The 24,830-nt window shown below is 65.2% G+C and carries 17 protein-coding genes; 14 read left to right on the top strand and 3 right to left on the bottom strand.

Annotated features, from left to right (window positions below; translation table 11 throughout):
• Positions 1-21 precede the first annotated feature (21 nt).
• From tssK to ACR64R_RS26915, 9 genes are read left to right on the top strand one after another with little or no spacing between them, the layout of a single operon-like run.
• Entirely contained in the window at positions 22-1,356 is a 1,335-nt protein-coding gene (tssK, locus tag ACR64R_RS26955; RefSeq protein ID WP_487359271.1) for a type VI secretion system baseplate subunit TssK, read from the top strand.
• A gap of 4 nt (positions 1,357-1,360) precedes the next feature.
• The gene (gene icmH / locus ACR64R_RS26950) at positions 1,361-2,689 is read left to right on the top strand and encodes a type IVB secretion system protein IcmH/DotU (protein WP_487359270.1); all 1,329 of its coding nucleotides are present in this window, start codon (positions 1,361-1,363) and stop codon (positions 2,687-2,689) included.
• Position 2,690: 1 nt separating this feature from the next.
• Positions 2,691-6,233, top strand: coding sequence for a type VI secretion system membrane subunit TssM (gene tssM / locus ACR64R_RS26945; protein ID WP_487359269.1), 3,543 nt, complete (start codon positions 2,691-2,693; stop codon positions 6,231-6,233).
• A complete protein-coding gene (gene tagF / locus ACR64R_RS26940) occupies positions 6,215-6,757 on the top strand; it encodes a type VI secretion system-associated protein TagF (protein WP_487359268.1) in 543 nt (180 codons plus the stop codon). Before tssM (ACR64R_RS26945) ends, tagF begins: the two co-directional genes overlap by 19 nt.
• A gap of 2 nt (positions 6,758-6,759) precedes the next feature.
• The gene (locus ACR64R_RS26935; protein ID WP_487359267.1) at positions 6,760-7,590 is read left to right on the top strand and encodes a DUF4150 domain-containing protein; all 831 of its coding nucleotides are present in this window, start codon (positions 6,760-6,762) and stop codon (positions 7,588-7,590) included.
• Positions 7,591-7,600: 10 nt separating this feature from the next.
• Complete coding sequence (locus ACR64R_RS26930; protein WP_487359266.1) at positions 7,601-7,993, top strand: hypothetical protein; 393 nt, start codon at positions 7,601-7,603, stop codon at positions 7,991-7,993.
• Complete coding sequence (locus ACR64R_RS26925; RefSeq protein ID WP_487359265.1) at positions 7,993-8,481, top strand: hypothetical protein; 489 nt, start codon at positions 7,993-7,995, stop codon at positions 8,479-8,481. The genes ACR64R_RS26930 and ACR64R_RS26925 overlap by 1 nt, the downstream gene beginning before the upstream one ends.
• Positions 8,482-8,485: 4 nt before the next feature.
• Positions 8,486-9,571: a DUF2169 family type VI secretion system accessory protein gene (locus ACR64R_RS26920; protein WP_487359264.1), complete on the top strand. Its 1,086-nt coding sequence runs from the start codon at positions 8,486-8,488 to the stop codon at positions 9,569-9,571.
• Between the two features lie 32 nt (positions 9,572-9,603).
• Complete coding sequence (locus ACR64R_RS26915; RefSeq protein ID WP_487359263.1) at positions 9,604-10,611, top strand: hypothetical protein; 1,008 nt, start codon at positions 9,604-9,606, stop codon at positions 10,609-10,611.
• Positions 10,612-10,721: 110 nt separating this feature from the next.
• On the opposite strand, the gene ACR64R_RS26910 is transcribed toward ACR64R_RS26915, so the two are convergent.
• From ACR64R_RS26910 to ACR64R_RS26900, 3 genes are all read right to left on the bottom strand, one after another.
• Positions 10,722-11,786 (bottom strand): hypothetical protein, encoded by a 1,065-nt coding sequence (locus ACR64R_RS26910; protein ID WP_487359262.1) that lies wholly within the window; start codon positions 11,784-11,786, stop codon positions 10,722-10,724.
• A gap of 105 nt (positions 11,787-11,891) precedes the next feature.
• Complete coding sequence (locus tag ACR64R_RS26905; protein WP_487359261.1) at positions 11,892-12,347, bottom strand: DUF6484 domain-containing protein; 456 nt, start codon at positions 12,345-12,347, stop codon at positions 11,892-11,894.
• A complete protein-coding gene (locus tag ACR64R_RS26900) occupies positions 12,331-14,655 on the bottom strand; it encodes a type VI secretion system Vgr family protein (protein WP_487359260.1) in 2,325 nt (774 codons plus the stop codon). Before ACR64R_RS26900 ends, ACR64R_RS26905 begins: the two co-directional genes overlap by 17 nt.
• Before the next feature lie 308 nt (positions 14,656-14,963).
• Between ACR64R_RS26900 and tagH the strand changes: the two genes are divergently transcribed.
• The 5 genes from tagH (at position 14,964) to ACR64R_RS26875 (ending at position 24,823) form a co-directional block, all read left to right on the top strand.
• On the top strand, positions 14,964-16,043 hold the full coding sequence (gene tagH / locus ACR64R_RS26895) for a type VI secretion system-associated FHA domain protein TagH (protein ID WP_487359259.1): 1,080 nt from the start codon (positions 14,964-14,966) through the stop codon (positions 16,041-16,043).
• Positions 16,044-16,341: 298 nt separating this feature from the next.
• A complete protein-coding gene (gene tssL, locus ACR64R_RS26890) occupies positions 16,342-17,874 on the top strand; it encodes a type VI secretion system protein TssL, long form (protein ID WP_487359258.1) in 1,533 nt (510 codons plus the stop codon).
• Complete coding sequence (gene tssM, locus ACR64R_RS26885; RefSeq protein ID WP_487359257.1) at positions 17,874-21,401, top strand: type VI secretion system membrane subunit TssM; 3,528 nt, start codon at positions 17,874-17,876, stop codon at positions 21,399-21,401. The genes tssL and tssM (ACR64R_RS26885) overlap by 1 nt, the downstream gene beginning before the upstream one ends.
• 117 nt (positions 21,402-21,518) lie before the next feature.
• Complete coding sequence (locus ACR64R_RS26880) at positions 21,519-22,298, top strand: PP2C family protein-serine/threonine phosphatase (RefSeq protein ID WP_487359256.1); 780 nt, start codon at positions 21,519-21,521, stop codon at positions 22,296-22,298.
• Positions 22,295-24,823 (top strand): serine/threonine-protein kinase, encoded by a 2,529-nt coding sequence (locus ACR64R_RS26875; RefSeq protein ID WP_487359255.1) that lies wholly within the window; start codon positions 22,295-22,297, stop codon positions 24,821-24,823. Before ACR64R_RS26880 ends, ACR64R_RS26875 begins: the two co-directional genes overlap by 4 nt.
• Positions 24,824-24,830 lie beyond the last annotated feature (7 nt).

The following is a 24,830-nucleotide window of genomic DNA, read 5'->3' as shown; positions in this document are numbered from 1 at the left end:
GGCAGTGCAGAGAGCAACGGCATGAGCGATGCAAACAGGGTGCTGTGGTCGGAGGGCCTGTTCCTCAGGACCCAGCATTTCCAGCAGCAGGACCGGTTCTTCGAGGGGATGGTGCGCGGCGCCTTGCAGGCTGGCCAGCTCCACACATTCGGCTTCCAGCAGCTGACGCTCGACCAGTCGCTGCTTGATGCCGGCCAGGTGTCGATCGTGTCCGCCCGGGGCATCTTCCCGGACGGCACGCCCTTCTCCATCCCGGAGCTGATGGATGCGCCCAAGCCGTTGCCCGTCACGGCCGATACCGGCGCAGGGCCGGTGCTGGTCGCGCTGCCGCTCGAGCCGCCCGGCGGCGTCGGGTTCGATCCGGCTCATGCCGCATCGACGGGCGCGCGCTACCACGGCAAGATCGTCCCGGTGCGCGACGCCGTGCAGGGCGGCGCCGATCCGGAAGAGATCGAAGTCGCCCGGCCGCAAGCGGTGCTGCTGGCGCCCGGCAAATCGGTCGGCGGCTACACCGCCCTGCCGGTTGCCGACATCAGGGGCGTGCGCGCCGACGGCGGCGTCTCGCTCGACCCGACTTTCCTGCCGCCGACGCTGATCACGGGCGCCGTGCACTTGTACCGGCAGTTGCTGCAGGAGGTCGTCACCGGCCTCGACCAGATCGCCGAGGCGCATGGCAAGATGGTGATGGGCGGAGCCGGCCGCAGCGTCGAGGACCTGTTGATGCTGCACCTCGCCAATGCCGCGCGGCCGCGCCTTGCGCATATGCTGGCGCAGGACGTCTTCCATCCGGCCGAGCTCTATCTCGAGCTGGCGGGCCTCGCCGGCGAGATGGCCACTTATGGTTCGAGCTCGCGACGGCTCGGCGAATTGCCGGCCTACGACCACATGGCGCCCGGCCCCGCCTATATGGCGCTGGCCGACGCCTTGCGTTCGCTCATCCTCAGCCTGCGCCACATCGAGCCGAAGTCGCGCGCGCTGCCGGTCATGCGGCACGCGACCAATGTCTGGAAGGTGCGCATCGACAACCCGAAGCTCTTGGTCGCCAGCCGCATCGTCATCCGCGTCGGCTCCGAGCTTTCGGAAGACGCGCTGCGCAAGATTTTCGTCAATCAGGCGACGGTCGGCTCGGCGGATCAGTTCGAGGGCTTGTGGAAGTCACGCCTGCCCGGCATTCCGCTGAAACCGCTTCATTCGCAGCCGCGCGAGATCCCTTATGACGGCGACCGGCTGTGTCTGGAGCTCGATCAGAAGAGCGAGCATTGGGCCTCGCTGCTCGACGCGCCTGGCTTCGTCATAGGCGTTTCCGGCGTACTGCCGAGCGAGCCGCAGGTCGACTGCTATTCGGTGAACAGGTGAGGCCATGAGCCGGGATGATCCTTTCGGACTGTCGGAGGATCGCGAGCGCACCCGCATCCGGCTGACCGGTGCCGCGCCCCGGCCGATGGCGCCGCTGGCGCCTGGAGCGCCGGTCAAGCGGGCGCGCGCCCATCCCAACACGCTCATCAACATCTTCGCGCCACTGCTCGAATTCGCCCCAGAACTCGAAAGCGCGCTGGCGCCGGAGAACCCGGAGGTGATGCGCACGCGCCTGCTCGAGGAGCTGGTGCGGGCGCGCGACGCCGCGGTAGCCGCGGGCTCATCGCTGGAGCGCGCCGATCAGGCCGCATGGGCGGTGGCGGCGCTGCTCGACGATCTCGCGCTCAACACGCCGTGGGGCGGCGCCAGCGCCTGGCCGCGCCAGCCGCTTGTGGTCATGCTGCGCGGCGACGTCGACGCCGGCACCCAGTTCTTCACCCGGCTCGACGAACTGGAGCGGCATCCCAACCGCGACCGTGAAATGCTGGAGCTGCAATATTACTGCTTGGCGCTCGGCTTCCGCGGCAAGTACCGCGTACCCGGCCGCGCCGGCGACCGGTCGCTCAACGCCGTACGCGTTGCGGCGGCGCGCTTCCTGCGCAATGCGGACGCCGAGGACGCACCGCTGTCGCCGAACTGGAAAGGCGTGATCGCATCGGACGAGCCGCAGCGCTTCATCGTGCCGATCTGGGTGATGGCGCTTGCCGCGATCGTCATCGCCGCCGCTGCCTATGTCGGCCTTTCGATGGGCCTGAGCAGCCAGGCGGTCGAACTCTCCGCGCTGGTGCGCACCTTGCCGCCGGCCTCGCGCGGCGACGTCACCCGCGCCCCGCCAAAGCAGGATGCCCCCGCGCCCGAAGCGCCGCAGCCGGTCGATTTCGCGCTGCTGCCCGAGTTCAAGGCCGCCGCGCCGGACGACCTCAAGACAGCGCTCAGCGGCACCGAGAGCGTCTCGCTGGCCAAGCTGATCATCCAATCCTCCAATCCTGAGCTGTTCCAGTCGTCGCGGCCGACGCTGACCGAAGGCTACGAGCCGCTGATCGCGTCGATCGCCAAGGTGATCCTCGATAACAAGGAACTGATCGGAAAGATCACCGTCGTCGGCCACACCGACAATGTGCGCCTGCAGAAATCCAATCCGCTTGCCAGCAACCAGCGCCTGTCGGAAGCGCGCGCCGAAACCATAGCCAAGCTTCTGGTGCAGGCCGGCGTGCCGGCGGAGAGCATCTCTTCCGAGGGCCGTGCCGAAACCGATCCGGTGGCGGACAACTCGACGCGCGAGGGCCGCGCGCTCAACCGGCGCGTCGAGGTCCTGGTCGAGAAAAGGCTCTGAGATGTTCATCCTGCGCTTCCTCTGGGCCGTCATCACCTCGCGTTTCCTGTGGACGCTGATCGGCATCGCGCTGCTTTCGCTGCTGATCTGGGTGTTCGGCCCGATCGTCCAGGTCGGCCCCTACGCGCCCTTTGAATCCGACAATGTGCGCATCGCCATCATCGCCGGGCTGATCATCCTGTGGCTGATCTGGCTGATCATCGCGCAACGCCGCGCGATCCGCGCCAACCGCATGTTCGTGGCCGAGATCGCGGCCCCGGTGGCCGAGAAGCAGCTTACGCCCGGCGAGGAGAGCGTCGCGGCGGTAGGCGCCAAGTTCGGCGAGGTGATGGCCGAGCTGAAACGCCGCAAGCTCGGCGGCCGGAAATTCCTGCGCGAGATGCCCTGGTATGTGATCGTCGGGCCGCCGGCCACCGGCAAGACGACAGCACTGCGCCAATCCGGGCTCAATTTCCCGATCGATCTCACCGACGATCTGCAGGGCGTCGGCGGCACGCGCAATTGCGACTGGTTCTTCTCCGAGAACGCGGTTCTGATCGACACCGCCGGCCGCTACGTCCAGCAGGAGAGCCAGCCGGATGTCGACGCGGCGGAATGGCTTGGTTTCCTCGACCTCCTGAAGAAGCACCGGGGCCGGCGCGCGCTCAACGGCGTCATCGTCGCGCTGTCGATCGACGCGCTGTCGGAAGGCGACGAGGCGATCAAGGCGCATGGCAGAAAGATCCGCCGCCGGCTGGCGGAGCTCAACGATCGGCTCGAGATCCGCTTGCCCGTCTACCTGATGCTGACCAAGGCCGACCTGATCAAGGGCTTCGAGGCGTTCTTCGGCGGCCTGTCGACCACGGCGCGCGAGCAGGTATGGGGAACGACTTTCCCGCTCGACGCCCGCGTCAACGCCGGCACGATCCAGACGGAACTCGCCAGGCTTGCGACCGAGCTGGAGCGTCGGCTCGTGCCGCGGCTGGAGGACGAGGACAAGCTCGGCCAGCGCGCCGAGATTTTCGGTTTCCCGGCGCAGCTCGCCAGCCTCTCCGAGCCGATCCAGGTGCTGGTCGAGGCGATGTTCGGCGAAAGCCGCTACGAAGAGGCTGCCTGGCTGCGCGGCCTCTATCTGACCTCCGCAACCCAGGAAGGCGCGCCGATCGACCGGCTGACCGCCGCCCTTTCCTCATCCTTCGGATTGCCGTCGCGCCGCGCCATGCCGGCTGCCCGCGTCGAGAAGCGAAGCTTCTTCCTCAGGAACCTGCTCACCGAAGTGATCTTCAAGGAGGCCGGCCTCGGCACGTTCGATCCGCTGGCGCAGCGCCGCCGCGCCTGGATCTGGCGCGGGGCCGCCGCCGGCTGCGCGCTGGCCGCCCTGCTCGCGGGCGGACTGTTCACCTGGTCCTATCTCGACAACCGCAACGCGATCACCGAACAGGCCGGCCAGTTCGAGGCGCTGCAGCAGCCGCTAACGGATGTCGCCGCCATGCCGGCTTCGGTCGAGCAGCCGACCATGGACGGCGCGCTGGCGGCGATGGATGCCGTGGCGACGGCGCGGACCGTGCCGCCGAACGCGATCCACAACCTGCTCGGCCCGACCGCCTCTGCCGAGCTGGTGCGCGCGCAGACCGACACCTACGAGCATGCGCTGCGCAACGTGCTGGAGCCGCATATGGTCGCGCTGCTGGAAGCGACGATGTGGCGGCAGATCCGCGATCCGGACTTCATGCTCGGTGCGCTGAAGACCTACCGCATGATGACCGGCCTGTCGCAGATGGACACCGACTTCGTCCAGAACTGGTGGGTGAACAGCCTGCCGCAATTCGCGCCGGCCCCGCCCTTCCCAACCGCCGACGCCGAAGAGCACCAACTCGCCGCGATCCGCCGCATGGCGGTCGACGACAGCTACATCGCGCCGGACAAGGAGCTGGTCGCCGCGGCGCTGAAGACGGTGTGCACGATCTCGCTGCCGGAGCGCGCCTACAAGCAGCTTCTGGCCGACCCTGAAGTGGCCGCCGCCAAGGAATGGGTGCCGGCGAACTTCGCCGGGCCGAACGGCGCCAAGGTGTTTGCGCGCCGTTCCGACAAGACGCTGCGCGTCGGCGTTCCGGGGCCCTACACCTATGCGGGCTTCCATGACGCGATACTCGACCGGGTGGAGGACGTCGCCGGTCAGGCAGCGCTCGACCGCGCCGTGTTCGCGGGCGGCTGCTCGGAGAACTCGGAGACGTCGGTCTCGGCGCTGTCGGAAGATATGCTTAAGCTCTACTATGACGACTATATCGCGCAGTGGGACAGTTTCCTGCGCGACATGCGGCTTGCGCCGCTGACTGACCTCAACGTCGCCAGCGAAAACCTCAAGGATCTGTCCAGCGCCGACTCCGCCCTGAAGCGCTTGCTGACCGCGGTCGTGCAGGAGACCGACCTCACCCGCTCCGACGATGCTGCAGCCGACGACAAGAGCGGCGGCGCCGCCAAGACCGGCTCGAAGCTCTTGAGCAAACTGGGCAAGCTCGGCAAGGTGGTGACGACAGGCGCAAAGCTGCTTCCGCGCGCCGGCTCCGCCAACCAGGTGGACATGACCGGCAGCCTGGTGGCCGAGCATTTCAAGCCGCTCAAGGGCACGATCGCGCAGGTCGACGGACAGCCCCCGGCGCTCGATGCCGCCGTCGTGGCGCTGACGGCGCTGTCGAACGTGCTGCAGACGGTGACCGCCAACCCCAATCCGCAGGACGCCATCAAGAAGCAGGGCGGGCTTGCCGAACTGACGGGCGCGGTGGCCAGGCAGGCGCAGATCCTCCCTTCGCCGATCAACGACTGGCTGGGCGGCATTGCCGGCGACACGAGCGGCCTGTCGCAGAAGGCCGTCACCAACGAGCTAAACGCGATCTGGCGCGCCGACATCCTGCCCTTCTGCCAGGCCGCGCTCAACAATCGCTATCCGTTCAGCCCGGACAGCGCGGTCGATGTCAACGTGCGCGACTTCCAGCGCCTGTTCGGGCCGACCGGGCTGATCGACGCCTTCACCAACGACCATCTGATCAACTATGTCGACACCGCCAGCGAGCCGTGGAAATGGCGCGCCGATTTCGGTCTCGACCCGGCGGCGCTGGCGGCCTTCGAGCAGGCGCGGCATATCCGCGACGATCTTTTCCCGGGCGGCACCGGCCCGGTGATGAATTTCACGCTGGAACCGAAGGACCTGTCGCCCAACGTGGCTCGCATTACCCTCAACCTCGATGGCCAAACCATGGAATACTACAACAACGCGACGAGGCCGCAGCCGATGACATGGCCGGGCAAGGACGGCACCGGCGTGATCTCGCTCGCCTTCCAGCCGGTCGACGGCTCGCCCGAGGTGATGCTCAACGAAACCGGCAGCTGGGCGTGGCTGAGAATGCTGCGCGGCGGCCGCTTCAACGCGACCAAGCTAACCGACGTCTACAGCCTGCGCCTCGGCACGAAGGGGATGTGGGCCGATTTCGAGCTCAAGGCGGCCAGCGTCGAAAACCCCTACACGTTAGAGATGTTCAAGAAGTTCACATGTCCGCCGCAGATCTGATCACCGGCTTTTTCGGCAAGATTCCGGCGACGGGCGATTTCGTCGCCGCGAACCTGCCGCGGATATTCATCGACCGCTGGGACCGGTGGATGTCGATGGAATTGCGCGCGCGACCTGACGAAGACGAGGAAGTCGACGACCGGATCTGGCGGTTCGTCGTCCAGGGGGCGATTTTCGGCGAACAACCATGCGCCGGAGCCTGGCGCATGAGCCAGGACAAGGTGGGCCGCCGCTATCCGTTCGCCGTTGTAGGTATCGGCGCGATGCCCGAGACAGCGGATCCCTGGTTCGAAGGCATGGCCAACATCGCCAAGCTGACCGTGAAGGAATTGTGGGACCAGCAGCATATCGCGGCGCGCCTGAGGGCGCTGGAGCCGCCAAGGGAATTTTCGACGATAAATCGCATCGTGTTCTGGACGGATGACTGGGAGGTGCGTGAACTCGCCTTCACCGACATTCACGACCTTGCGGACAACGCCCTGCCGGCGATGCGCGCGGCGCGCGCCGTACCCCAGGAGTTCTGATCATGGGCCTTAGCGTCTACGCCGAGAAGATGGGCTTCTTTCACAAGGGCAGCAACGGCCAAGGCATAGCGCCCGGCGACGTCTGCCTCTCGCCCCCCTCCCCGCCGGCGGGCCCGGTTCCGGTACCCTATGTCAACATGTTGTCGTCGTCCGACCTGACCAAGGGCACCAAGAGCGTCAAGATCGATGGCGAGCCGACAGCCATCGAAAATGCCTCGGAAATCTCGACCAGCACCGGTAACGAACCGGCTACCCAAGGCCTCGGCGCAGGAGTCATAACCCACAAGATCAAGGGGAAAGGCGTCTTCAAGCTTTGGTCGTTCACGGTAAAAGCCGAAGGCAAAGGTGTCGACCGGCATGGCGATATGATGGACCAGAATACCGCCAGCGACCCACCGCCCAACTGCATCAACCCGGCAGCGTTTAACAAGTTCCTGGCCACGTTGACCAAGGATCAGAAGACGACGAAGTGTGCTAAGAAATATGACCGGGTCGCACACCGCCCGCCACGTAACGACGAGCAGGCGGCCAAGGTCAACGGCAAGGCTTGCTGGCAATGCAAAAAGACGAGACGGGGTCGTTATTCAAAGCTGGTTCCAACCCCTCCTTCAGGCGAGATGAAACAGGAGATGGTCCATGACCATCAACCGCCACTCTGCGTAGCGTGGGAGATGGGCGGTTGTAATATGCAAAAATCACCGGACGCGTTCCTGGCTCATTTTTCCACGCCGCAGTCGGTCAAGCCCCATTGCGGCAGATGCTCAACGTCGCAAGGTTCCCCAGCCGCAAGCTATGCCAAGAACTTCATCGACGATGTCCCCGTGGCGATTTAGGTGACAAGTGATGCGCAGCATCGAGGAAATCAGAGACAGCTACATCGACGAACTGCTCGCCCTCCAGCCCAAACTGGAGGATTGGTGGGATGACCTGATCGCCAATGAAGGGCAGGTCGTCTGGAAGCGCTGGCCGACCGGAATAGCGGGGCACCCGCGGGTGTTGGCGATCTTCCGCAAGCATTATCTCGAGATCGTCGACTGGAACGATGCGCAACGCCTTGAAGGCGAGGAGCCCGAGGAAAAGTGGGGGATCGACAGCGTCGGCAAGAGCCGGAGCTTCGAATGGCCCATCGAAATCCTGATCATCAACGTCCGGCATTTTGCGCCGCAGCTTCAACCAATCATCGATGGCTTGTGTTTCGTGCCGATGGCCATGAATCTTGAAGACGAGGTCGCATAATGGGACTGATCACGCGTTACAGTCCTGAACTCGGTATCAGGCGCTTGCTCGCGCAGCCTCGTGACGTAGCGCCGCCATCGGACATCCGCACGGTGCAAAATCGCGACGAAGCGAGCCCGGCGCACGGAACATTGTTCGTCGAGTATGTGGCGGAACTGACGGAAGCCTACGACATCGCGGCCGAATGGTGGGCCGATATCGTTTCCACCGAAGACGAGCTTCAGGGCAGCCGCGAGAAGGCCCTGGAGAAGGCGTTCAATGATCGAATAGCAGGAGCCGCATCCAGCCCGAATGTGGTCTGGGTGATACGCCGCTATTGGTTGAAATGCGTCGCGGCCAACGCCGCTGCCGGCGAGGGTGCCGGCGTCGCGGCCGAAATTTTCCTGCTGCAATGGCTTATCAACGCCGGCGAGCAGGAGTTGGTCAAGCTCGTCGCCTGCATGCCTTATTGGCCGATCGGCCAGGACGAAAACGGCAATTGGTGCTGACCACATGTTTGCGGTCTGGATCGAAAATCACACGCCGTTCGTCGCCAACACGCTCGTCCAGGCGGATGCCGACGGCAACGAGGTTTTCCTGGCTGTTTTCTCGGCAAGCTTCGAGATGCCGGAGAGCGCCTCGCAACTTCAGCCGGCCGTGGAGCAACTGCCGGTGCACTTCGGCGACATGTCGTTCGGCGATCCCGCCTGCTCGTCGACGCGCTATGAGGGAGAGATCGCTTCGACCAAGCCCGGGGTCGACGTGATCGTGAACGGTCAGGCGCATGCACCGCGCGGGGGCCGCGTCGCTGAAATGCAGGTTGGATTGAAACTCGCGGCCATCCGCAAGGTGCTGAACGTGACCGGCGATCGCCTTTACGACGCGGGCAGCTATAGCCAGCCATATCCCTTCAGCAGAATGCCGATCGTTTACGAGCGCGCCTATGGTGGCACCGACGACAATGGCAGGACCGACCTGCGCAATCCGCTTGGCGTCGGCTTCCATCATGCCCGTTCCATGGATGAGGCCGTGAAGACACAAGCACCCAACATCACCTATGCGAACGAGCCTTTCCAAAGCCCGTCAGACAAGCCGCGCCCGGCAGGGTTTGGAGTGATCGGCCGCGGCTGGCATCCAAGATTGCCGCTGGCGGGAACATATGATCAAGCCTGGATCGACAACCAATGGCCTCTCCCGCCAAAGGATTTCGATACGCGCTACAACCTCTGTGCGCCCGCCGATCAGCAACTGCGGCAGTTGAACGAGGGCGAGGAGGTCAGCATCGTGGGCATGACTGCGGACGGTCGCTGGAACTTCCGCCTGCCGCGTGTCGTAGCGCCGATACGCCTTCTTTTCGACGATCGCGTGGAAAATCGTCCCTTCCGCCCCGACACAGTCATCATCGAACCGGACTTGCGTCGCGTCACGTTGCGGTCTCGCTTGTCCATGGTGACCAGACGCAACGCGCCCCTGCTCCGGGAGATCGTATTTGGCCATGTCACGCCGGCCTTCCTCCTGGCGCGACGCAAGCGCAAGGCCTATCTCAGCCCGCGCGGCGATGACGGAACGATAGCCGGCAGGGACACATGGCTGGGCTGAAGGCTCCGATCTATGTGGTGGGTGGCGGCGCCGTGACGCCGGCCGGCCTCGATGCGCGCCAGACGCTCGCGGCTATTCGGGCCAGCCTGTCCGCGTTCGAACGGCGGACCCTTAGCGACCCGTTCGGCGAGGACCAGACCGTTTCCCGCATTCCTTCGCACTATTCCCTTCGCCTCACTGAAAACGCGTGGCTCACCAACATGGCGGCGCGCGCCGTGGGCGAAGCTCTGGAGAAAGGCGGCGCCACGGCGGGCGCCAGCGCCCTGCTGTTGGTAATGCCGGAGGCGTTCCGCGAACATCCGGCTTTCTCGGAGACGCCGGGCAGCGATTTCCTCGCAGGGCTGCAAGACAGGCTGGGCGAAAATTTTCATCCCACCTCGCGCGCCGTCGACGGAGGCGCGGCGGCCTGCATCGGACTGCTGGATCGGGCAGCGGATCTGCTTGCAACGCCCGGAGTTGAGCAGGTCCTGCTGGGCGGCGTCGATAGCCTGGTCAACGACAAGGATATCGCCCGTCTCATGGCGGCCAACCGCCTGAAGGCCGAGGACAACGCGCAAGGTCTTGTGCCGGGAGAAGGCGCCGCCGTGGTGTGCCTGCGCCGCTCACCGGCTCGCGCCCAGCCCGCCCAATGCGCCATTCACGGCGTCGGCGTTGCGCTGGAGGACAACTCCGTGCTGTCTCAGAACCATAGCCAAGGCAGGGCGTTGGTGGCGGCCTGCCGCGCCGCGATCGAGGGCAAAGGTCCGACCGAACCCGATATCAAATTCATCGTCAGCAACGACAACGGCGAACGGTATAGCGCCTGGGAAGGGCTGATCGGGCGCCCACGCTTCTACCGCACGCGCCGCGAGACCTTTCCGATGGCCTATCCCGCGATGACGATGGGCGAGATCGGCGCCGGCGCCGGCGCGCTCACGCTGCTCATTGCCGCCGACAGCTTCGCCAGGGCTTATGCCCCCGGCCAGGTCGCAATGTGCGAAGCTGCATCGGAAGCCGGAATGCGCGCCGCGGCCCTGGTGAGCGCGGTCGCCAGCAGGTAGCCTACTTGCCGGAAAAGCGTGAATGCCCCCTCCCGGCCGGAATCGCTTGAAAAGGCTCGCCATTCCCGCGAGACGGTGAACACCGACTACGCCTTTGCGGCGCGTGTACCTCACATCCAGGCGGGGATCGGACGCGAGCGCCGCCAGTTGGCCAGTGTTGCTTCCGGGTTGGCAAAGGCCTGCCTCATGGCATCCATTTTGAGCCGACGCATCGATTGGAACCGGTCGAACCTCGTCGGGCCTTTGCCGTTGTCCCACCAAGCTTCGACCTGCGATGCGGAAGGCAGCGGCGTCGCTTCGACAGCTTCGAAGCCCGGCCCCAGCTTGGCCGGGTCCGTGACGAAGACGTCGGTGTCGTTGAAGTCGATCTCGATCAGGTCGCGCAATGCCAGTCCAGCCGCGTGGGACAGTTCCGGCAACTGCATCTTCTCGATCAGCCAAGGCATGATCGTCGTGTCGCCCAGCAATCCGCTAGCCGCGACCGCCGCTTCGCGCGTCTCGGCAGGGGCCACGAATTGCTGCCACCAGGAGCGGGCGGCAGAGGGCGGCGTGATGAGCAACCGGACCTCCATCGCAGGTCCCGCAAGCGCCGGATGACTGACCATGATCTTGTCAAGCACGGGCTGCGCCAGCCGCGACTCGCCTAACAGGCTGGCTGCCAATCCCGCTTCGAGCTGTTCCTCCGCGATGTGCGCCGCAAGGCATGCCGTTACCTCGACGATTCCGTCACGGCGTCGCAACGCGCCCGTGAGTTTCAGCGCCCTTCGGCGAACCTCGGCGTCGCCGTCTATCAGCAGTTCCCTAAGCCTGGGTCCCGGATTGACCTTGTGATGATGAAGCGCGCTTATGCCCAACGCACGTTCCAGCGCAACCGAGGAATCCAGCCAGCGCGCGACGAACGGCTTCAGCTTGTCCGGCGCGCTGCGCGCGACGGCGCCGGACAGCGCCGACAACCCCCGCTTCCCAAGTTGCCCCGCGCTCTCAACGGCAAATTTGATGGCGGATGCGGATTGCCATTCGAATGCCAACGCACCCAGCAGAAACAGTTCGGGAGGCTCCTGGTAGTCCGCGAAACGTGATGCCGCGAGGTCCCATGCGGCTTGCCCCGCCGCAAACAGCCCGTCGAGATTGGCATCGAGCCGCTGATCGATACGGCCGATATCGAAGGCGCCCATGACGGGACCGTCGATCTCCCGCGCGCGACGATGCCACAAAAACGCGGCATCCTCGACATGCTGCTCGATGATCGACGGGATTGTCGCAATCCGCTGCATGACGTCTCAGTTTATGTGAACCGCCGCACCCCGGACGCGGTTCACGCCGCTTGCCTGGCTGCTCAACTGACTGCCCCGGATCGAGATGCGACCGTCCTTCTCAAGGATGATCGAGGCAGAGCCACAGCGCAATTCCAGACGCTCCTTGGCAGTCAGCGTCATCGTTTCGCCGTCCCGAACCACCTGCACTTGCTCACGCGCGCGCACCGGATCGACAATGCGCCCGACAACAAGCGGCCGGCGCGGATCGCCGCCTTCGAAAAGCAGCGCCACTTCCTCGCCCACGGCCGAAGAGTCGAGGCTTTGCAAGCTGCGTGCCTTGAGCGCCGTCTCGCTGGGATTGCCCACGAACACCACCAGCGGCACGCCGTCGTCGAAGCCGATCAGCAACCCTATGACGACGCCGTCGATGCGTTCGATCGATCCGTGCTCGCTGCTGGCGGTTTCAGTTGTTGAAGACATTGCTACCCTTGATTTTGACATCGCCGTCGGCCTTCACCTGGACATCGCCGCTACCTTGGATGCGGATATCTTTTCCCTTGATGGAAATCGTTCCGTCCTTCTTCATGTTGATCGAGGCGTCGCCGCATACCAACGTGATTTCGTCGGTCGCATCGATCATAAGCTTTTTGCCGACCTTGATCGTGCTGTCTTCCGCGATCTGGATGCCGCTGCCTTTACCGACCTTGAGCGCGTGGGCTCCACCGACATCGGTCGCATCGTCCGCGCCGATCGCGGCGGTCCTCGCCTTGCCTATCTGGGAAGACTGCGCCCCGCCGATCGAGAAACTTTGGTCCGCGCCGACAGTTACGGACTGCGCCGCGCCGATAGTCCAACTGTCGCCGGCTCCAATGTCGTGGCTTTGACTGATTCCCACACTGACCGATCGCGTCGCTCCGATCGTGTTCGTCTGCGTGGCGCCCACGGTCCTCGCTTCGGCAGCCCCTACGGTATCGACGCGCGCCACGCCCACCGTCACCGTCTGGTTGAGGCCCACCGTCTGCGAATGGTTGGCGTCGATATTCTCGGTCGAATTGGCGACGACGTGGATCGTCTCGTTTGCCATCACCGTCAGCGAACGATTGGCGCCGACCGTCTCGGTGTCGTTCGACCCGATATTCGTCGTCTGGTCGACGCCGACCTTGACCGTCTTGTTGTTGCCGACGTCCTCATCGAGGTTGTGGCCGACTGAGTGCTTGGCGTCGTGGTCGATGCGGTCTGACTGGTCGTGCTGGACCGTCTTGTTGCGATCGTGCTTGATCAGCAGGTGGTGGTCCTTCTGGGCCTGGAAATTGACCAGCTCGGAGCCCGCCTTGTCCTCGAACATCAGCTCGTTGTAGCCGCCGCCGCCCTTCGAGGAATTCGACTTCCAGCCGGATTGCGTGGCGTTGGCCGGCAGCCCATAGGGCGGCATCTGCGACGCGTTGTAGACGCGGCCGGTGATGATCGGCAGGTCGGGATCGCCCTCTATGAAGTCGACGATGACCTCCTGGCCGATACGCGGTATCTGGATGAAGCCCCAGTTGCTGCCGGCCCAGGTCTGCGAGACGCGCACGAAGCAGGAGGAGTTCTGGTCCTTCTTGCCGAGCCGGTCCCAATGGAACTGTACCTTCACGCGCGCATATTTGTCGGTGAATATCTCCTCGCCGGAAGGGCCGACGACGGTCGCCGTCTGCGGGCCGCGCATGATCGGCCGCGGCGTGATGCGCGGCGGGCGGTAGGGCAATTTGGTGGGCGCGACGCCAAGCACTACCTTGAAATTCTCGCTATGGGCCTCGTTCTGGGTCCGGTAGCCCGGATCGAACAGCCGGTATTCGGCGCTGACGACCAGATAGTCCTGGTTCTGGTCGTCGCGCGGAAAGCTCTCCAGCGTGAACTTGCAGCCGGAGAAAAGGCCGCGCACCGTGCCCACCGCCGTGCTGTGCTGGTGCACGGCCTGGAGTTCCTCGCGGCGGATGCCCGCGATCTTGTCGCCCCGCCCGACATCGAGATGCGCGCCGGGCTGGCGATAGTTTTCGCCCGAAGCCTCCTTGTGGCCGAAGGGTTGCGAGGACTTCGCCATCAGGTCGGCGCCGGGCTTTTCGAAATCATAGTCGGTGTGGGCATAGGCGCCCGGCCGCACCGCGCTGCCGGGGATCCATTCGGTGATGTACTCGACATCGCGCCGCGAGGCGTGGCCCTCGAAATTGTAGAGCACCTTCTCGTAACCGGGGGCGGGCTTCAGCTTGCTCATCGCGTCGCAGAGTATGAGCGTGTGCTTGCCCTCGTCATGCTCGAAGAAATAAAAGATGCCCTCGTGCTCGAGCAGCCGCTGCACGAAATCGAGATCGCTCTCGTCGTACTGGACGCAATATTCGCGCTGGGGGTAGGACCCCTGCAGCCGCTTCTCGAATTTTGCGATGCCGTATTTCGAAAAGATCTTTTCGACAATCTCCACCGCCGTCATGTTCTGGAAGATACGGCAATCGGTGGTGTTGCCCAGGAACCAGAGCCATGGCCTGACGGTCGCCTCGTAGAAAGCCAGCCGGTCCTCGATGCGGGTGAGCTTGAAATCCGACACGAGCCCGCTGAACCAGCGCTTCGGATCGGATTCGCCCTCGACCGAAACGGCGCCGCCCAGCATCTTCAGTGGGTCGACGTCACGGCTCTTCGACACGAAACCGACCGTATAGGCGAAGCAACGGCTGATCTCATCGCGACCGATGAGATGGGTAAAGGTCAGGTCGGCGCCAGCCGGCGTCTGTACAACCGTGGCCCGTTCGTTCGGCATGGGTCGTGCCCCTCCTCGACGCGGCCGCCAGTTTGATGGTTTGAAACCCCCGCTCTATTAACTAGATCACGTTCGGGAGCTTTCGAATTCACCGCGCCGTACCGGGGGTAGCCTAGCACATGTTTGAGTGAGGCCAAATAACAGCCATGGCTAAAGCGCGCCGGCTCGCCGGTGTGAAACGCTCCTCTCCCGCTCAGCCGGCAAGCTGCTACAATACCGAAGCAATTCCGGGAAAGCGCCTCGCGGCTCTCCGCCCGGAATTGCGCGAAAGACAAGCATTTGTTGACCAAGGTCGGCGACACTTCCGGATGTTCATCTCTCTCCAGATCAGCAATGTCGACAAGCTGCCGGCCGGCACCACCGACAGCTTTGCCGCCCGCGACCGCAGCTTCGAGATCGGCCGCGAGAATTGCGACTGGACGCTGTCCGATCCGGACAAGTTCATCTCGGGTCGGCATTGCGAGGTCCGCTACCAGGCCGGTTCGTTCTGGCTCTACGACGTCTCGCGCAACGGTACTTTCGTAAACGGTTCCAACCAGCGCATGGCCGGACCGCATCGGTTGGCCCAGGGCGACCGGCTGCTGATCGGCCGTTATGTCGTCGGCGTATCGATCGAAGACGAACGGGCCGCCACCGGACATCCGCAGACCTGGACCGGGTCGACGCAGCGCGAGCTGCCGCCCTCGACTGGCCGCCCCCTGGACCCCGGCCACGGCTCATTCTTCAATCCGCCGGAGCGGCGCCAGATCGGTGCAGTGCCCGCCTCGACCTCCTCGGCCTTGCAGCCCGGCCCGGCAACTCCGGCTAATCGGCCCGCCGAAGCGGACGCGATGCTGCGAGAAATCGCCAAGGCGGCGGGCATCGCGCCCGACTTGCTGCGGGCGCGCGACCCGCACGAGGTCGCGGCCGAGATCGGCGCGGTGCTCAGGACCACCGTCGAACAGTTGTCCCTGCTGCTCAAGGCGCGCGCGGCGGCCAAGGTGCTCGCCAAGACCGCGCACCGCACGATGATCGGCGCCCAGGACAACAACCCGCTGAAATTCGTGCCGGGTACCGAGGACATCTTGGAGATCATGTTCGCCAGGCGCCGGGCCGGCTATCTCGATGCTAGGCGCAGCGTCGAGGATGCGTTCCGCGACCTGAAGGCGCATGAGATCGCGACTTACGCCGCCATGCAGGCAGCGCTGTCGCGTCTGCTCGACGATTTGTCGCCAGAAGCCATCGCCAGGAAAATCCCGCCGGCGTCCTTCTCGTCCAGGAAGAGCCAGGCCTGGGATGCGCTCGTCGCGACATGGCGGACGATGGAGGACAAGCACGAGAATGGCATGCTGGATGTCTTCCTCGCCTATTTCGCCGAAGCCTATGCCAAGGCCGACAAGCAGAAATAGCCGCAGGGGCACGGACCACGTCCGCCGTATGTGACGGGTCTCATAGAAGAAGCCGCCTCTTCGAGCATCTTGCTTGCCAAATTCAATCGGTGGCCCCGTTTCAATTGGGTATGCGGGCGACTAGAATGCACAAGGACGCTAGCCCGGCGGGCAAGGCGGCGAGGCTTGGGGCGTGTGCAGCAATGTCATGTTTCGGCGAGATGAGCCTTTCCATGCGGCCCGCCGCCGAGGCTCAGCCTGAAAGGCATTTCCCAGGGCAAGCGCATGATCGTCGAGCCGCGACAGCGGGTCGGCGCCGATGAGCTCGAAGGACGATCCCCCACGGGCGGCGGACAAGACCGTCATCCGCGCGCCGCGGCCGAAGCAGAAACCGCCTTCGCCTCCTGAGAGGCCCGATCCGGAGGGCATCCAGCCTGCTCCATCGCCTCCCCGCGAAGCGACAGTGTTCGACCCGGCCGGCGGCCGGAACATGCCCACCGGCTGGTCGTCCGGAACCATGCTCTTCCAAGGGCCAACTCCGGGAGCGGCCGCGAATGCCGCGCCGGGGCTGCAGCAGGATGCCCTCCTCGACGCCGTCGGCGGCGTGAGATACGCCGCGGCCAATCCGATCCTTTCCGCCGCGGCGCCGCTGCTGCTGCTTCTCGGCCAATTGCGGCTGATGCCGGTGGAGCGTCAGGCGGCGCCCCTGGCGGAGCATATGGCCGAAACGATAGAGGCCTTCGACCGTGCACTCGCGAAAGCCGGCATTGGCGAGGAAGACGCGCGGATCGCCAAGTTCGCCCTTTGCGAAACCGCCGATGACCTCGTCGGCAATCTGCCGTGGCCGAGCAAGGACAGCTGGCTTCAGCACAGCCTGCTGGCGCGGTTCTTCAAGACCCAACCGACGGGCGCCGGTTTCTACGAAGCGTTGAACAACGTCCTCACCAGGCCGGAAGCGCATTACGACCTGCTCGAAATGATGCATGCCTGCCTGTCGCTGGGTTTCGAGGGCCAGTATCGGGGGCTGGCCAAGGAAAGAAACACGCTCGAACGCGTCCGGCGCGACGTCTACGACACGCTGCGCTACTTCAAGCCGCGCGCCGGCGACGACATCTCGCCGCGCTGGCAAGGCATGGCGGCAGCGTTGCCGAGGCCAAGGGCGCGGCTGCCGCTGTGGGCGGTCGCGGCCGCCGCGGCGACGCTGGTGACAGCTGCCTTCTTCGGACTGCGGGTGCTCATCACCGACGAAGGCGACGCGACCGCCGGCGAGTTGCTGGCGCTCAACCCGTCGACGCCCGTCACCATCGAGCGCGCCAGCGTGGCGGCGCCGGCCGAACCGGCGCAGGCCAGCCCGCCGCCGCTCGTCGTCCCGGACACCGCTCAGATCGACCGGATCCGCGCCAAACTGGCCAATGAGATCACCGGCGGCGGATTGAGCGTCGGTGAGAGGGGCGAATTCATCGTCGTCGAGATCAGCAACCAGCTTCTGTTCGCGTCCGGCCAAGCGGAGCTGAAGCCGCAATTCGAGCCGATCGCGGCCGACATCGCATCGGCGCTCGATGCCGAACCCGGACCGATCCGGATCGTCGGCCACACCGACAATGTGAAGCCGAAGAAGTCGAGCCAGTTCAAATCGAATTTCGATCTTTCCGTCGCCCGCGCCAAAGCCGTCCAGGCGATGGTGGCCAAGCAATTGAAGGACCCGTCGCGGCTCAGTGCCGACGGCAAGGGCGAGGACGAGCCCATCGCCGACAATGGCACGGCGGACGGCCGCGCCAAGAACCGCCGCGTCGACGTCATGATCCCGAAACAGGAAACCTTGAAAAGCAACGCGGCGGAGAACGGCGACTGATGCGCTGGACGCTGCGGATCTTCAGCTTGGCTGCGCTGGCCGGTTTCTCGGCGGCGGTCTGGTACGCGGGACCGCTGATCCGCTTCGCCGATACGCGCCCGCTGGCGCCCGTGTGGCTGAGGGCCACGATCATCGGGCTCAGCATTGCGGCGCTTGCCCTCTTCTACGGCGTCCGCTTGTGGCAAAGGCGCAAGGCGCAAAAGGCGCTCGAAACGGCCATCATGCGCAGCGATGAACGCAACGACGATTCACAAGTGCTCGAAGCCCGCATGGGAGAGGCGATCGCGACGCTGAAGCGGACGAGCGGCAAGCGCAATTTCCTCTATGACATCCCCTGGTACATCATCATCGGACCGCCGGGCGCCGGCAAGACCACGGCGCTGGTCAATTCCGGACTGAAATTTCCGCTTGCCGGCTCCGGCAGCGCACAGCCGGTGGCCGGTGTCGGCGGCACAAGGTCCTGCGACTGGTGGTTCACAGACGAGGCGGTGCTGATCGATACGGCCGGCCGTTACACGACGCAGGAATCGGACCGCGAGCGCGACAAGGCCAGTTGGCTCGCCTTCCTGGGATTGCTCAAGAAACACCGCACCAGGCAGCCGATCAACGGCGTGATCCTCGCCATCAGCCTTGCCGACCTGATCGGCTTCGACGACCGGCAGCTCGACGCGCATGTCAGCGAAATCAGGAGCCGTCTGCGCGAATTGCACGAGACGCTGAAGATCCAGTTCCCGGTCTATCTGCTGTTCACCAAGGCCGATCTCATCTCCGGTTTCATGGACTATTTCGGCAATTTCGACGAGGCGCGCCGGCGCAAGGTGTGGGGCGCGACATTCCAGACCGCCGACCGCAGCAGGAACATGGCCGGAGAGGCGCCCGGAGCCTTCGAAGAACTGGCAAAGCGGCTCGCCGAAGAAGTCGCCGACCGCCTGCAGGAAGAGACCGATCCGGTGGCGCGGATCGCGCTGTTCGGCTTCCCGGCGCAGTTCGGCGCGCTGAAGAACCGTATAACGCAGTTCATCGGGGGCCTGTTCGATACCTCGCGGTCACAGGTCAATGTCAGCCTGCGCGGGCTGTATTTCTCGTCGGGCACACAGGAAGGCACGCCCTTCGACCAGCTGCTGGGCGCGATCGGCCGCAGTTTCGGCAACACTTCACAGCCGCATCTTTCCGGCGCCGGCAAGAGCTTCTTCCTGCACGATCTGCTGACGTATGTGATCTTTCCGGAATCGGGCTGGGTGTCTTTCGACAGGGCGGTCGAACGGCGCTCCAGGCTTGCCAGATTCGGGAGCCTCGCCGCGATCGCGCTGGCGGCATTTGCGGCGCTCGGCGCGCTTGGGCTCAGCTTCTTCGCCAACAAGGCGCTGATCGCCTCCACAAGACAAGCCATGGCGCATTATCGCGACAGCGCAGACACGCTGCTCAAAAGCACGACGGTGGCCGATGTCGACCTCGAAAACGTCATCGGCCCGCTCGACCAGTTGCGTAACCTGCCGGCCGGGTTCGAAAATGGCGATCAGGGAAAGCCGATCGAGGAAACCTTCGGCCTCAGCCAGCGGGAAAGGCTGTTGTCTGCCTCCAAGGCCACCTACCGGCAGGCGCTGGAGCGGACCTTCCGCTCCCGGCTGCTGGTGCAGGCCGAGCGGACGATCCAGGCCAGGATGGCGGATCCGATTGCGCTCTACGAACCGCTCAAGATCTACCTGATGCTGGGCGGCAAGGCGCCGAAGGTCGACGACGAGCTGATCGTCTCCTGGATGAGGCAGGACTGGGAGGAGAACCGCTACCCCGGCGAGAACAACCGCGAGGGCCGGGCACAGCTTGAAAGGCATCTGCGCGCCATGCTTGCGCTCGACGACGCCTATGATCCAACCTTCGAGCTGAACCAGCCGCTGGTCGAGGCCGCGCAGCGCTCGCTCGGCCGTATGAGCCTCGCCGACCGCGCCTCGGCGCAGATAAGGTCGGCGGTTTACGCTGCAAGGCTGCAGGATTTCTCCGTCGCCGCGAAGGCCGGCCCGGAAGCGCAGCTGCTGTTCGAACGGGTGGACGGCAGTGAACTTGCCGATCTTCACGTGCCCGGCCTTTACACGCGCGCCGGATTCAATCGCTTCTTTCTGCCGCAGCTCTCGCGCATCGCGCAGATGCTCGTCGACGACCAATGGGTGCTCGGCGGCGGCGGCGAACAGGGCGGCATCGACCAGGACCTGCCCAAGCTCGGTCCCGAGCTGATCGACCGCTACGGCAAGGAGTTCGCCGCCGCCTGGAACGGCGTGCTCGACCAGCTGAAGTTCAAGGCAATGCTGAAGGACAAGCCGCAATATCTGGCGCTGTCCGCCGTCGCCGCGCCGGACTCGCCTCTCGACCAGCTCTTCACCGCGATCGCCGAAGAAACCGCGTTGACGAGGGACAGCGCCGCCGAGGGCGATGCCGGCACGGCGCAGCAGGACCCCGCCAGCATGGCCAAGGGCCTCGCACGCATCGGCCTGCAGATCGCCGGGGGCAAGTCGCAAAGCCGCGCTGGCGCAAAATCGGCCGCGGCGCAGAATGCCGGCGCGAGCGTCGAGGCACAGTTCCGCTCGTTCCAGGCGCTGGCCAGCGGCGCCGCCGGCCGCCGGCCGCTCGATGCGCTGACGCAGAATTTCCACGACATTTTCCAGAGCTTGAAGCTCGCGGCCGATGTCCCTTCGCAGACGGAGCGCGTCAACGCCAATCTGCGGCTGCAGATCGCGACCCTGCGTGCCAATGTCTCGCGCCTGCCCAAGCCGCTGGCGCGAATGGTCAACGCGGCGGCGGACGAGTTCGAAGGCAATGTCGCCGAGACTTCGGTCGCCAATCTCAACCAGACCCTCGACCAGACGGTGACGCGCGCCTGCGAGGAGGCGGTCAACGGCCGCTATCCCTTCACCGGCGACAGCGCCGATGACATCTCGATGGCTGATTTCGCCAAATTGTTCGCGCCGGGCGGCCTTATGGACCGCTTCTTCGCGCAGAACCTTGCGCCGCTGATCGACATGACCGGCCAGGAATGGACCTGGAAGCAGAATGCGCGTTCCAGCAAGGACCTTGCAAAATCGACCTTGAAGGCATTCCAGGCGGCGGCCGAAATCCGGGCCGCCTTCTTCCCGTCGGGCGGATCGACGCCCTTGGTGTCGATCACCTTCACGCCCACTTCGCTCAACAGCGAAGCCGACAGCGCGGTGCTCAACGTGGACGGGCAGACAGTCCAGAGCGCGCAGGCCGGCAACGCGCCGAGCACGGTGACATGGCCAAGCGGTGCCGCTTCCGGATCGGCCAGCCTCAGCCTCGTGCCGGAAATGCCCGGTCGCGAGTCCGCGCTCAAATTCGAAGGACCGTGGGCGTTGAAGCGGCTGTTCGACAAGGCGACCATCACCGGCGACGGCGCCAACACCCAAGCCCGCTTCGTGATCGGCGGACGCGATGTCGCCTACACGATCCAAGCCGGCTCAGGGGCCAACCCACTTATCCTGCCAGCCTTATCGGGCTTCAGCTGTCCGAAGGCGTTTTGAGATGGCCGGCTCCAGCCTTCATTTCGGTACTCTAATGTACACGCTTATGGCAAAGTGGCCTGGGCACGCGGCCCAAGGCTGGTCACAGAGGACGCTCCAGAAGCGCTTGGTGGCAAATTGAGCACTGTCGCCCTTCCCATCGAGAGCTTTGGCGTAAGCCACAAGGGCTGCGTGCGCGACCACAACGAAGACAACTACCTCATCGAGCCGCAAACCGGGCTCTGGGTGGTGGCCGACGGGATGGGCGGGCACGAAGCCGGTGAGGTCGCCTCGGCCAGCATCGTCGATCACCTGGCGACGATCGGCATCGCGAGCTCCGCGCCGGACCTGCGCGCCCGCTTCGAGGACCGGCTGAGCCGCGCCAATGCCGAGATCCGCGACATATCGCGCTCGCGCGGCATCACCATCGGGTCCACTTTCGCGGCCCTGCTTGCCATGGATGGGCGGTTCGCCTGCCTGTGGGCCGGCGACAGCCGCATCTACCTCGTGCGCAACGGCTCGATCTTCCAGGTTTCCAAGGACCACACCGAGGTGCAGGAACTGCTCGACCGCGGCATGATCAGCGCTGAGGAAGCACGCACCTGGCCGCGCCGCAATGTGATCACGCATGCGGTCGGCGTCAGCGACGAGCTCGAGATCGATTTCCAGCAGGGCGAGTTGATGCCGGGCGATGTTTTCGTCCTGGGCACCGACGGACTGACGGCGCATGTCAGCGACGCCGAGATCGAGGCCGCGGCCGGATCCGCCACGCCGCGGGCGGCATGCCAGACCCTTCTGGACACGGTGCTGGCGCGTGGCGGAACCGATAATGTGACCATCGTACTCGTGAAGATCGGCGGCGGGCGCAGCGGCGCGCTCCAACCGGATCGGTCCGCGGTGGAGGGCCTGGCTAGGTGAGCGACGACGACAAGACACGGCTGTCAACGGACGTCACCTATGCAGGTGTCGGCACGCAGCTCAGCGGCATCTACGAGCTCGACGAGAGGATCGCCTCCGGCGGCATGGGCGAAGTCTACCGCGGCCACAACATCCAAACCGGCGACCACGTGGCGATCAAGATCGTGCTGCCCGAATTCGCCCGCGACCAGACGATTCTGTCGCTCTTCCGCAAGGAGGCGTCGATCCTCAACCACCTGTCGCATGACGCGGTGGTGCGCTACCACGTCTTCACAATCGATCCCGTGATCGGCCGGCCCTATCTTGCGATGGAGTTCGTGGACGGCGAGTCGCTTTTCGACATCATGCGGCGCGGGCCGATGCCGGGGGAAGATGTGCGCCGGCTTTGCCATCGCCTCACCTCCGGATTGAGCGCCGTGCACCAGGCGGGCGCGGTGCACCGCGACCTCTCGCCGGACAACATCATTCTGCCCGGAGGTCGGGTCGAACGCGCCAAGATCATCGATTTCGGCATCGCGCGCTCGGCGACCGGCGGCGAGACGCTGATCGGTGGCAAATTCGCCGGCAAATACAATTACGTGTCGCCGGAGCAGCTCGGCCTCTATGGCGGCGAAGTCAGCGAGCAATCCGATATCTACAGCCTCGGCCTGGTGCTGGCCGCGGCGCTGCGCGGAAAGCCGCTCGACATGAGCGGCTCTCAATATGAAGTTATCGAGAAGCGCCGGACCGTGCCGGACCTGTCGGGTATCGATCCCGATTTCCAGGAACTGCTCTCGGCCATGCTGCAGCCGGATCCGCGTGACCGGCCGGCCAGCATGGCCGAGATCGCTCGGGCGACGCGCGGCGAGGACCTCGAGGCGACATTGCCGCCGCCGATCCGGTTCGGCGCGCACGAACGCCCCAGCCTGCCGCGCGCCGGCTGGACGGCGCCGCCGGGCTCGAAGCCCCAGCCGCCGGGGCCTGCCAACGAACCGCGCTTCGTCGAGCATGTGCGCCCCGCATATCTGTCGGAGCCGCGGCCCGCGCGGTCCGCGGCTCCGGCCAGCGCACCCGCGCCGGCTGCGCCAAAGAAAGCCTCACGCATGCCCGCCATGGCCGGGGGTGTCGGGGCCCTCGCGGTCCTGGCGGCCGCGGGCCTTTATTTCAGTGGTGTGCTGGCACCTCCCCCCGTGCCGGAAACATCCAAGCCATTGACGCCGAAGCCGGTCGCGGAAGCATCCAAGCCGGCGACCGAGGCATCGCAACCGGAGGCATCGAAACCCCAGCCGCAGACGCCGCCCGCCCGATCGGAATCACCAAAGCCTGACAGCGCCGCCACGATCGAGACGGCGAAGCCCCCCGCGCAACCCGGTGCGAAGGTCGAGACGCCTGCCGGCAAGCCAGTCCCGGCTACCACCCAGCCACAGAGCGAGGCCAACAGCCCGGCGCCTATCCCCCCGGTCGAGACCAAACCCGCGCAACCGCCGGCGCAGCCATCGCCGACGCCCACGCCTGCTCCCGCGCCAACGGTCGTGGAAAGCCAGAAGCCGGCACAGCCCGCAACCGGGCCGGCGGTCAAGACGCCGGAGCCGACCCAGACGGCCAAGAACCAGCCGGCGCAGGATGCTAATCCTCCGCCGGCCGCGCCCAGCGCAAAAGACCTCGTGGACATGCTTTCCAAGCTGCCCAAGCCGAAGGCTCCGCCACCACCGGCTTCTGAAAGCCAGGCAGCGGCGCAACCGACCACGCCGCCGGCCGAGCCAAAGATACAGACCCCGAAAGCCAGTCTTCCGGAAACGCCGACCGCGCCAACCCAGCCGGCGCAGCAGGTGCCGGCGCCCAAGCAGCCCGACACAGATGTCGCCATCAACGTGCCGAAGCCTGCGCTTCCATCACCGGAAGACGATACGGCCAAGTGGAACCAGCAGCGCTCCTGGGTACGCGACTTCAGCGGCGGGAGCTGTTTTTACGCGAACGTGACATCGAGACCCGGCGCTTCCCCGGCAATCGAGGGATACGCAACGACGGTGCAGCCCTTCGAGCAATTGCTCAACGATTTCCAGGCCAGATTTCATATCGAGCCGGACATCAGCGTGCGCCTCATCACCCTGTCGCAGTGCGGAGTGCCCACTTTCCTTCGCTTCCTCGACCGGAGTTCGGCGGCGAAACCGCAGCTTGTGCTGGACCGGACATCGGTCCCGGACGGCTCGCCTGTCAGCGGCGCGCTGTATACGGGCGGTGGGCTCGTGTCGAACATCATGCTGATCGATCACAAGGGCGTCGCCTTCAACCTCGACGACCGCATGGTGCCGCGACCCGACAAGGTGACCTTCAACATTCCGATCGGGCTTGCCGCGGCGGACAAGGCGGCCGGCAAGGCGGTGCCGCAGATCATGCTGGTGATCACCGGGCCCAAGGACCTCCAGGCCGCGATGTTCTCCAGGCCGACGCCGGCATCCGAGCTTCTGCCCAGGATCCTGGAGGAGATCGGGGCTGACGGATCGCAGTTCTCCGCGACGGCCACCTATTTCCGGCTTGGCGGATAGCATGAAC

It is taken from the genome of Mesorhizobium sp. MC2-1-1 (assembly GCF_057597255.1).
Note: the sequence above shows the minus strand (reverse complement) of the source record. Positions and strands in the feature narration are given on the sequence as shown.

Excerpts from the sequence above, each read along its gene's own strand:
- ACR64R_RS26935 (WP_487359267.1), top strand. The coding sequence starts at position 6,760 with ATGGGCCTTAGCGTCTACGCCGAGAAGATGGGCTTCTTTCACAAGGGC.
- tssM (WP_487359257.1), top strand. The coding sequence starts at position 17,874 with ATGCGCTGGACGCTGCGGATCTTCAGCTTGGCTGCGCTGGCCGGTTTC.
- tssK (WP_487359271.1), top strand. The coding sequence starts at position 22 with ATGAGCGATGCAAACAGGGTGCTGTGGTCGGAGGGCCTGTTCCTCAGG.
- tssL (WP_487359258.1), top strand. The coding sequence starts at position 16,342 with ATGAGCTCGAAGGACGATCCCCCACGGGCGGCGGACAAGACCGTCATC.
- tagF (WP_487359268.1), top strand. The coding sequence starts at position 6,215 with ATGTCCGCCGCAGATCTGATCACCGGCTTTTTCGGCAAGATTCCGGCG.
- ACR64R_RS26930 (WP_487359266.1), top strand. The coding sequence starts at position 7,601 with ATGCGCAGCATCGAGGAAATCAGAGACAGCTACATCGACGAACTGCTC.
- ACR64R_RS26900 (WP_487359260.1), bottom strand. The coding sequence starts at position 14,655 with ATGCCGAACGAACGGGCCACGGTTGTACAGACGCCGGCTGGCGCCGAC.
- ACR64R_RS26925 (WP_487359265.1), top strand. The coding sequence starts at position 7,993 with ATGGGACTGATCACGCGTTACAGTCCTGAACTCGGTATCAGGCGCTTG.
- ACR64R_RS26920 (WP_487359264.1), top strand. The coding sequence starts at position 8,486 with ATGTTTGCGGTCTGGATCGAAAATCACACGCCGTTCGTCGCCAACACG.
- icmH (WP_487359270.1), top strand. The coding sequence starts at position 1,361 with ATGAGCCGGGATGATCCTTTCGGACTGTCGGAGGATCGCGAGCGCACC.
- ACR64R_RS26905 (WP_487359261.1), bottom strand. The coding sequence starts at position 12,347 with ATGTCTTCAACAACTGAAACCGCCAGCAGCGAGCACGGATCGATCGAA.
- ACR64R_RS26910 (WP_487359262.1), bottom strand. The coding sequence starts at position 11,786 with ATGGGCGCCTTCGATATCGGCCGTATCGATCAGCGGCTCGATGCCAAT.
- tagH (WP_487359259.1), top strand. The coding sequence starts at position 14,964 with ATGTTCATCTCTCTCCAGATCAGCAATGTCGACAAGCTGCCGGCCGGC.
- tssM (WP_487359269.1), top strand. The coding sequence starts at position 2,691 with ATGTTCATCCTGCGCTTCCTCTGGGCCGTCATCACCTCGCGTTTCCTG.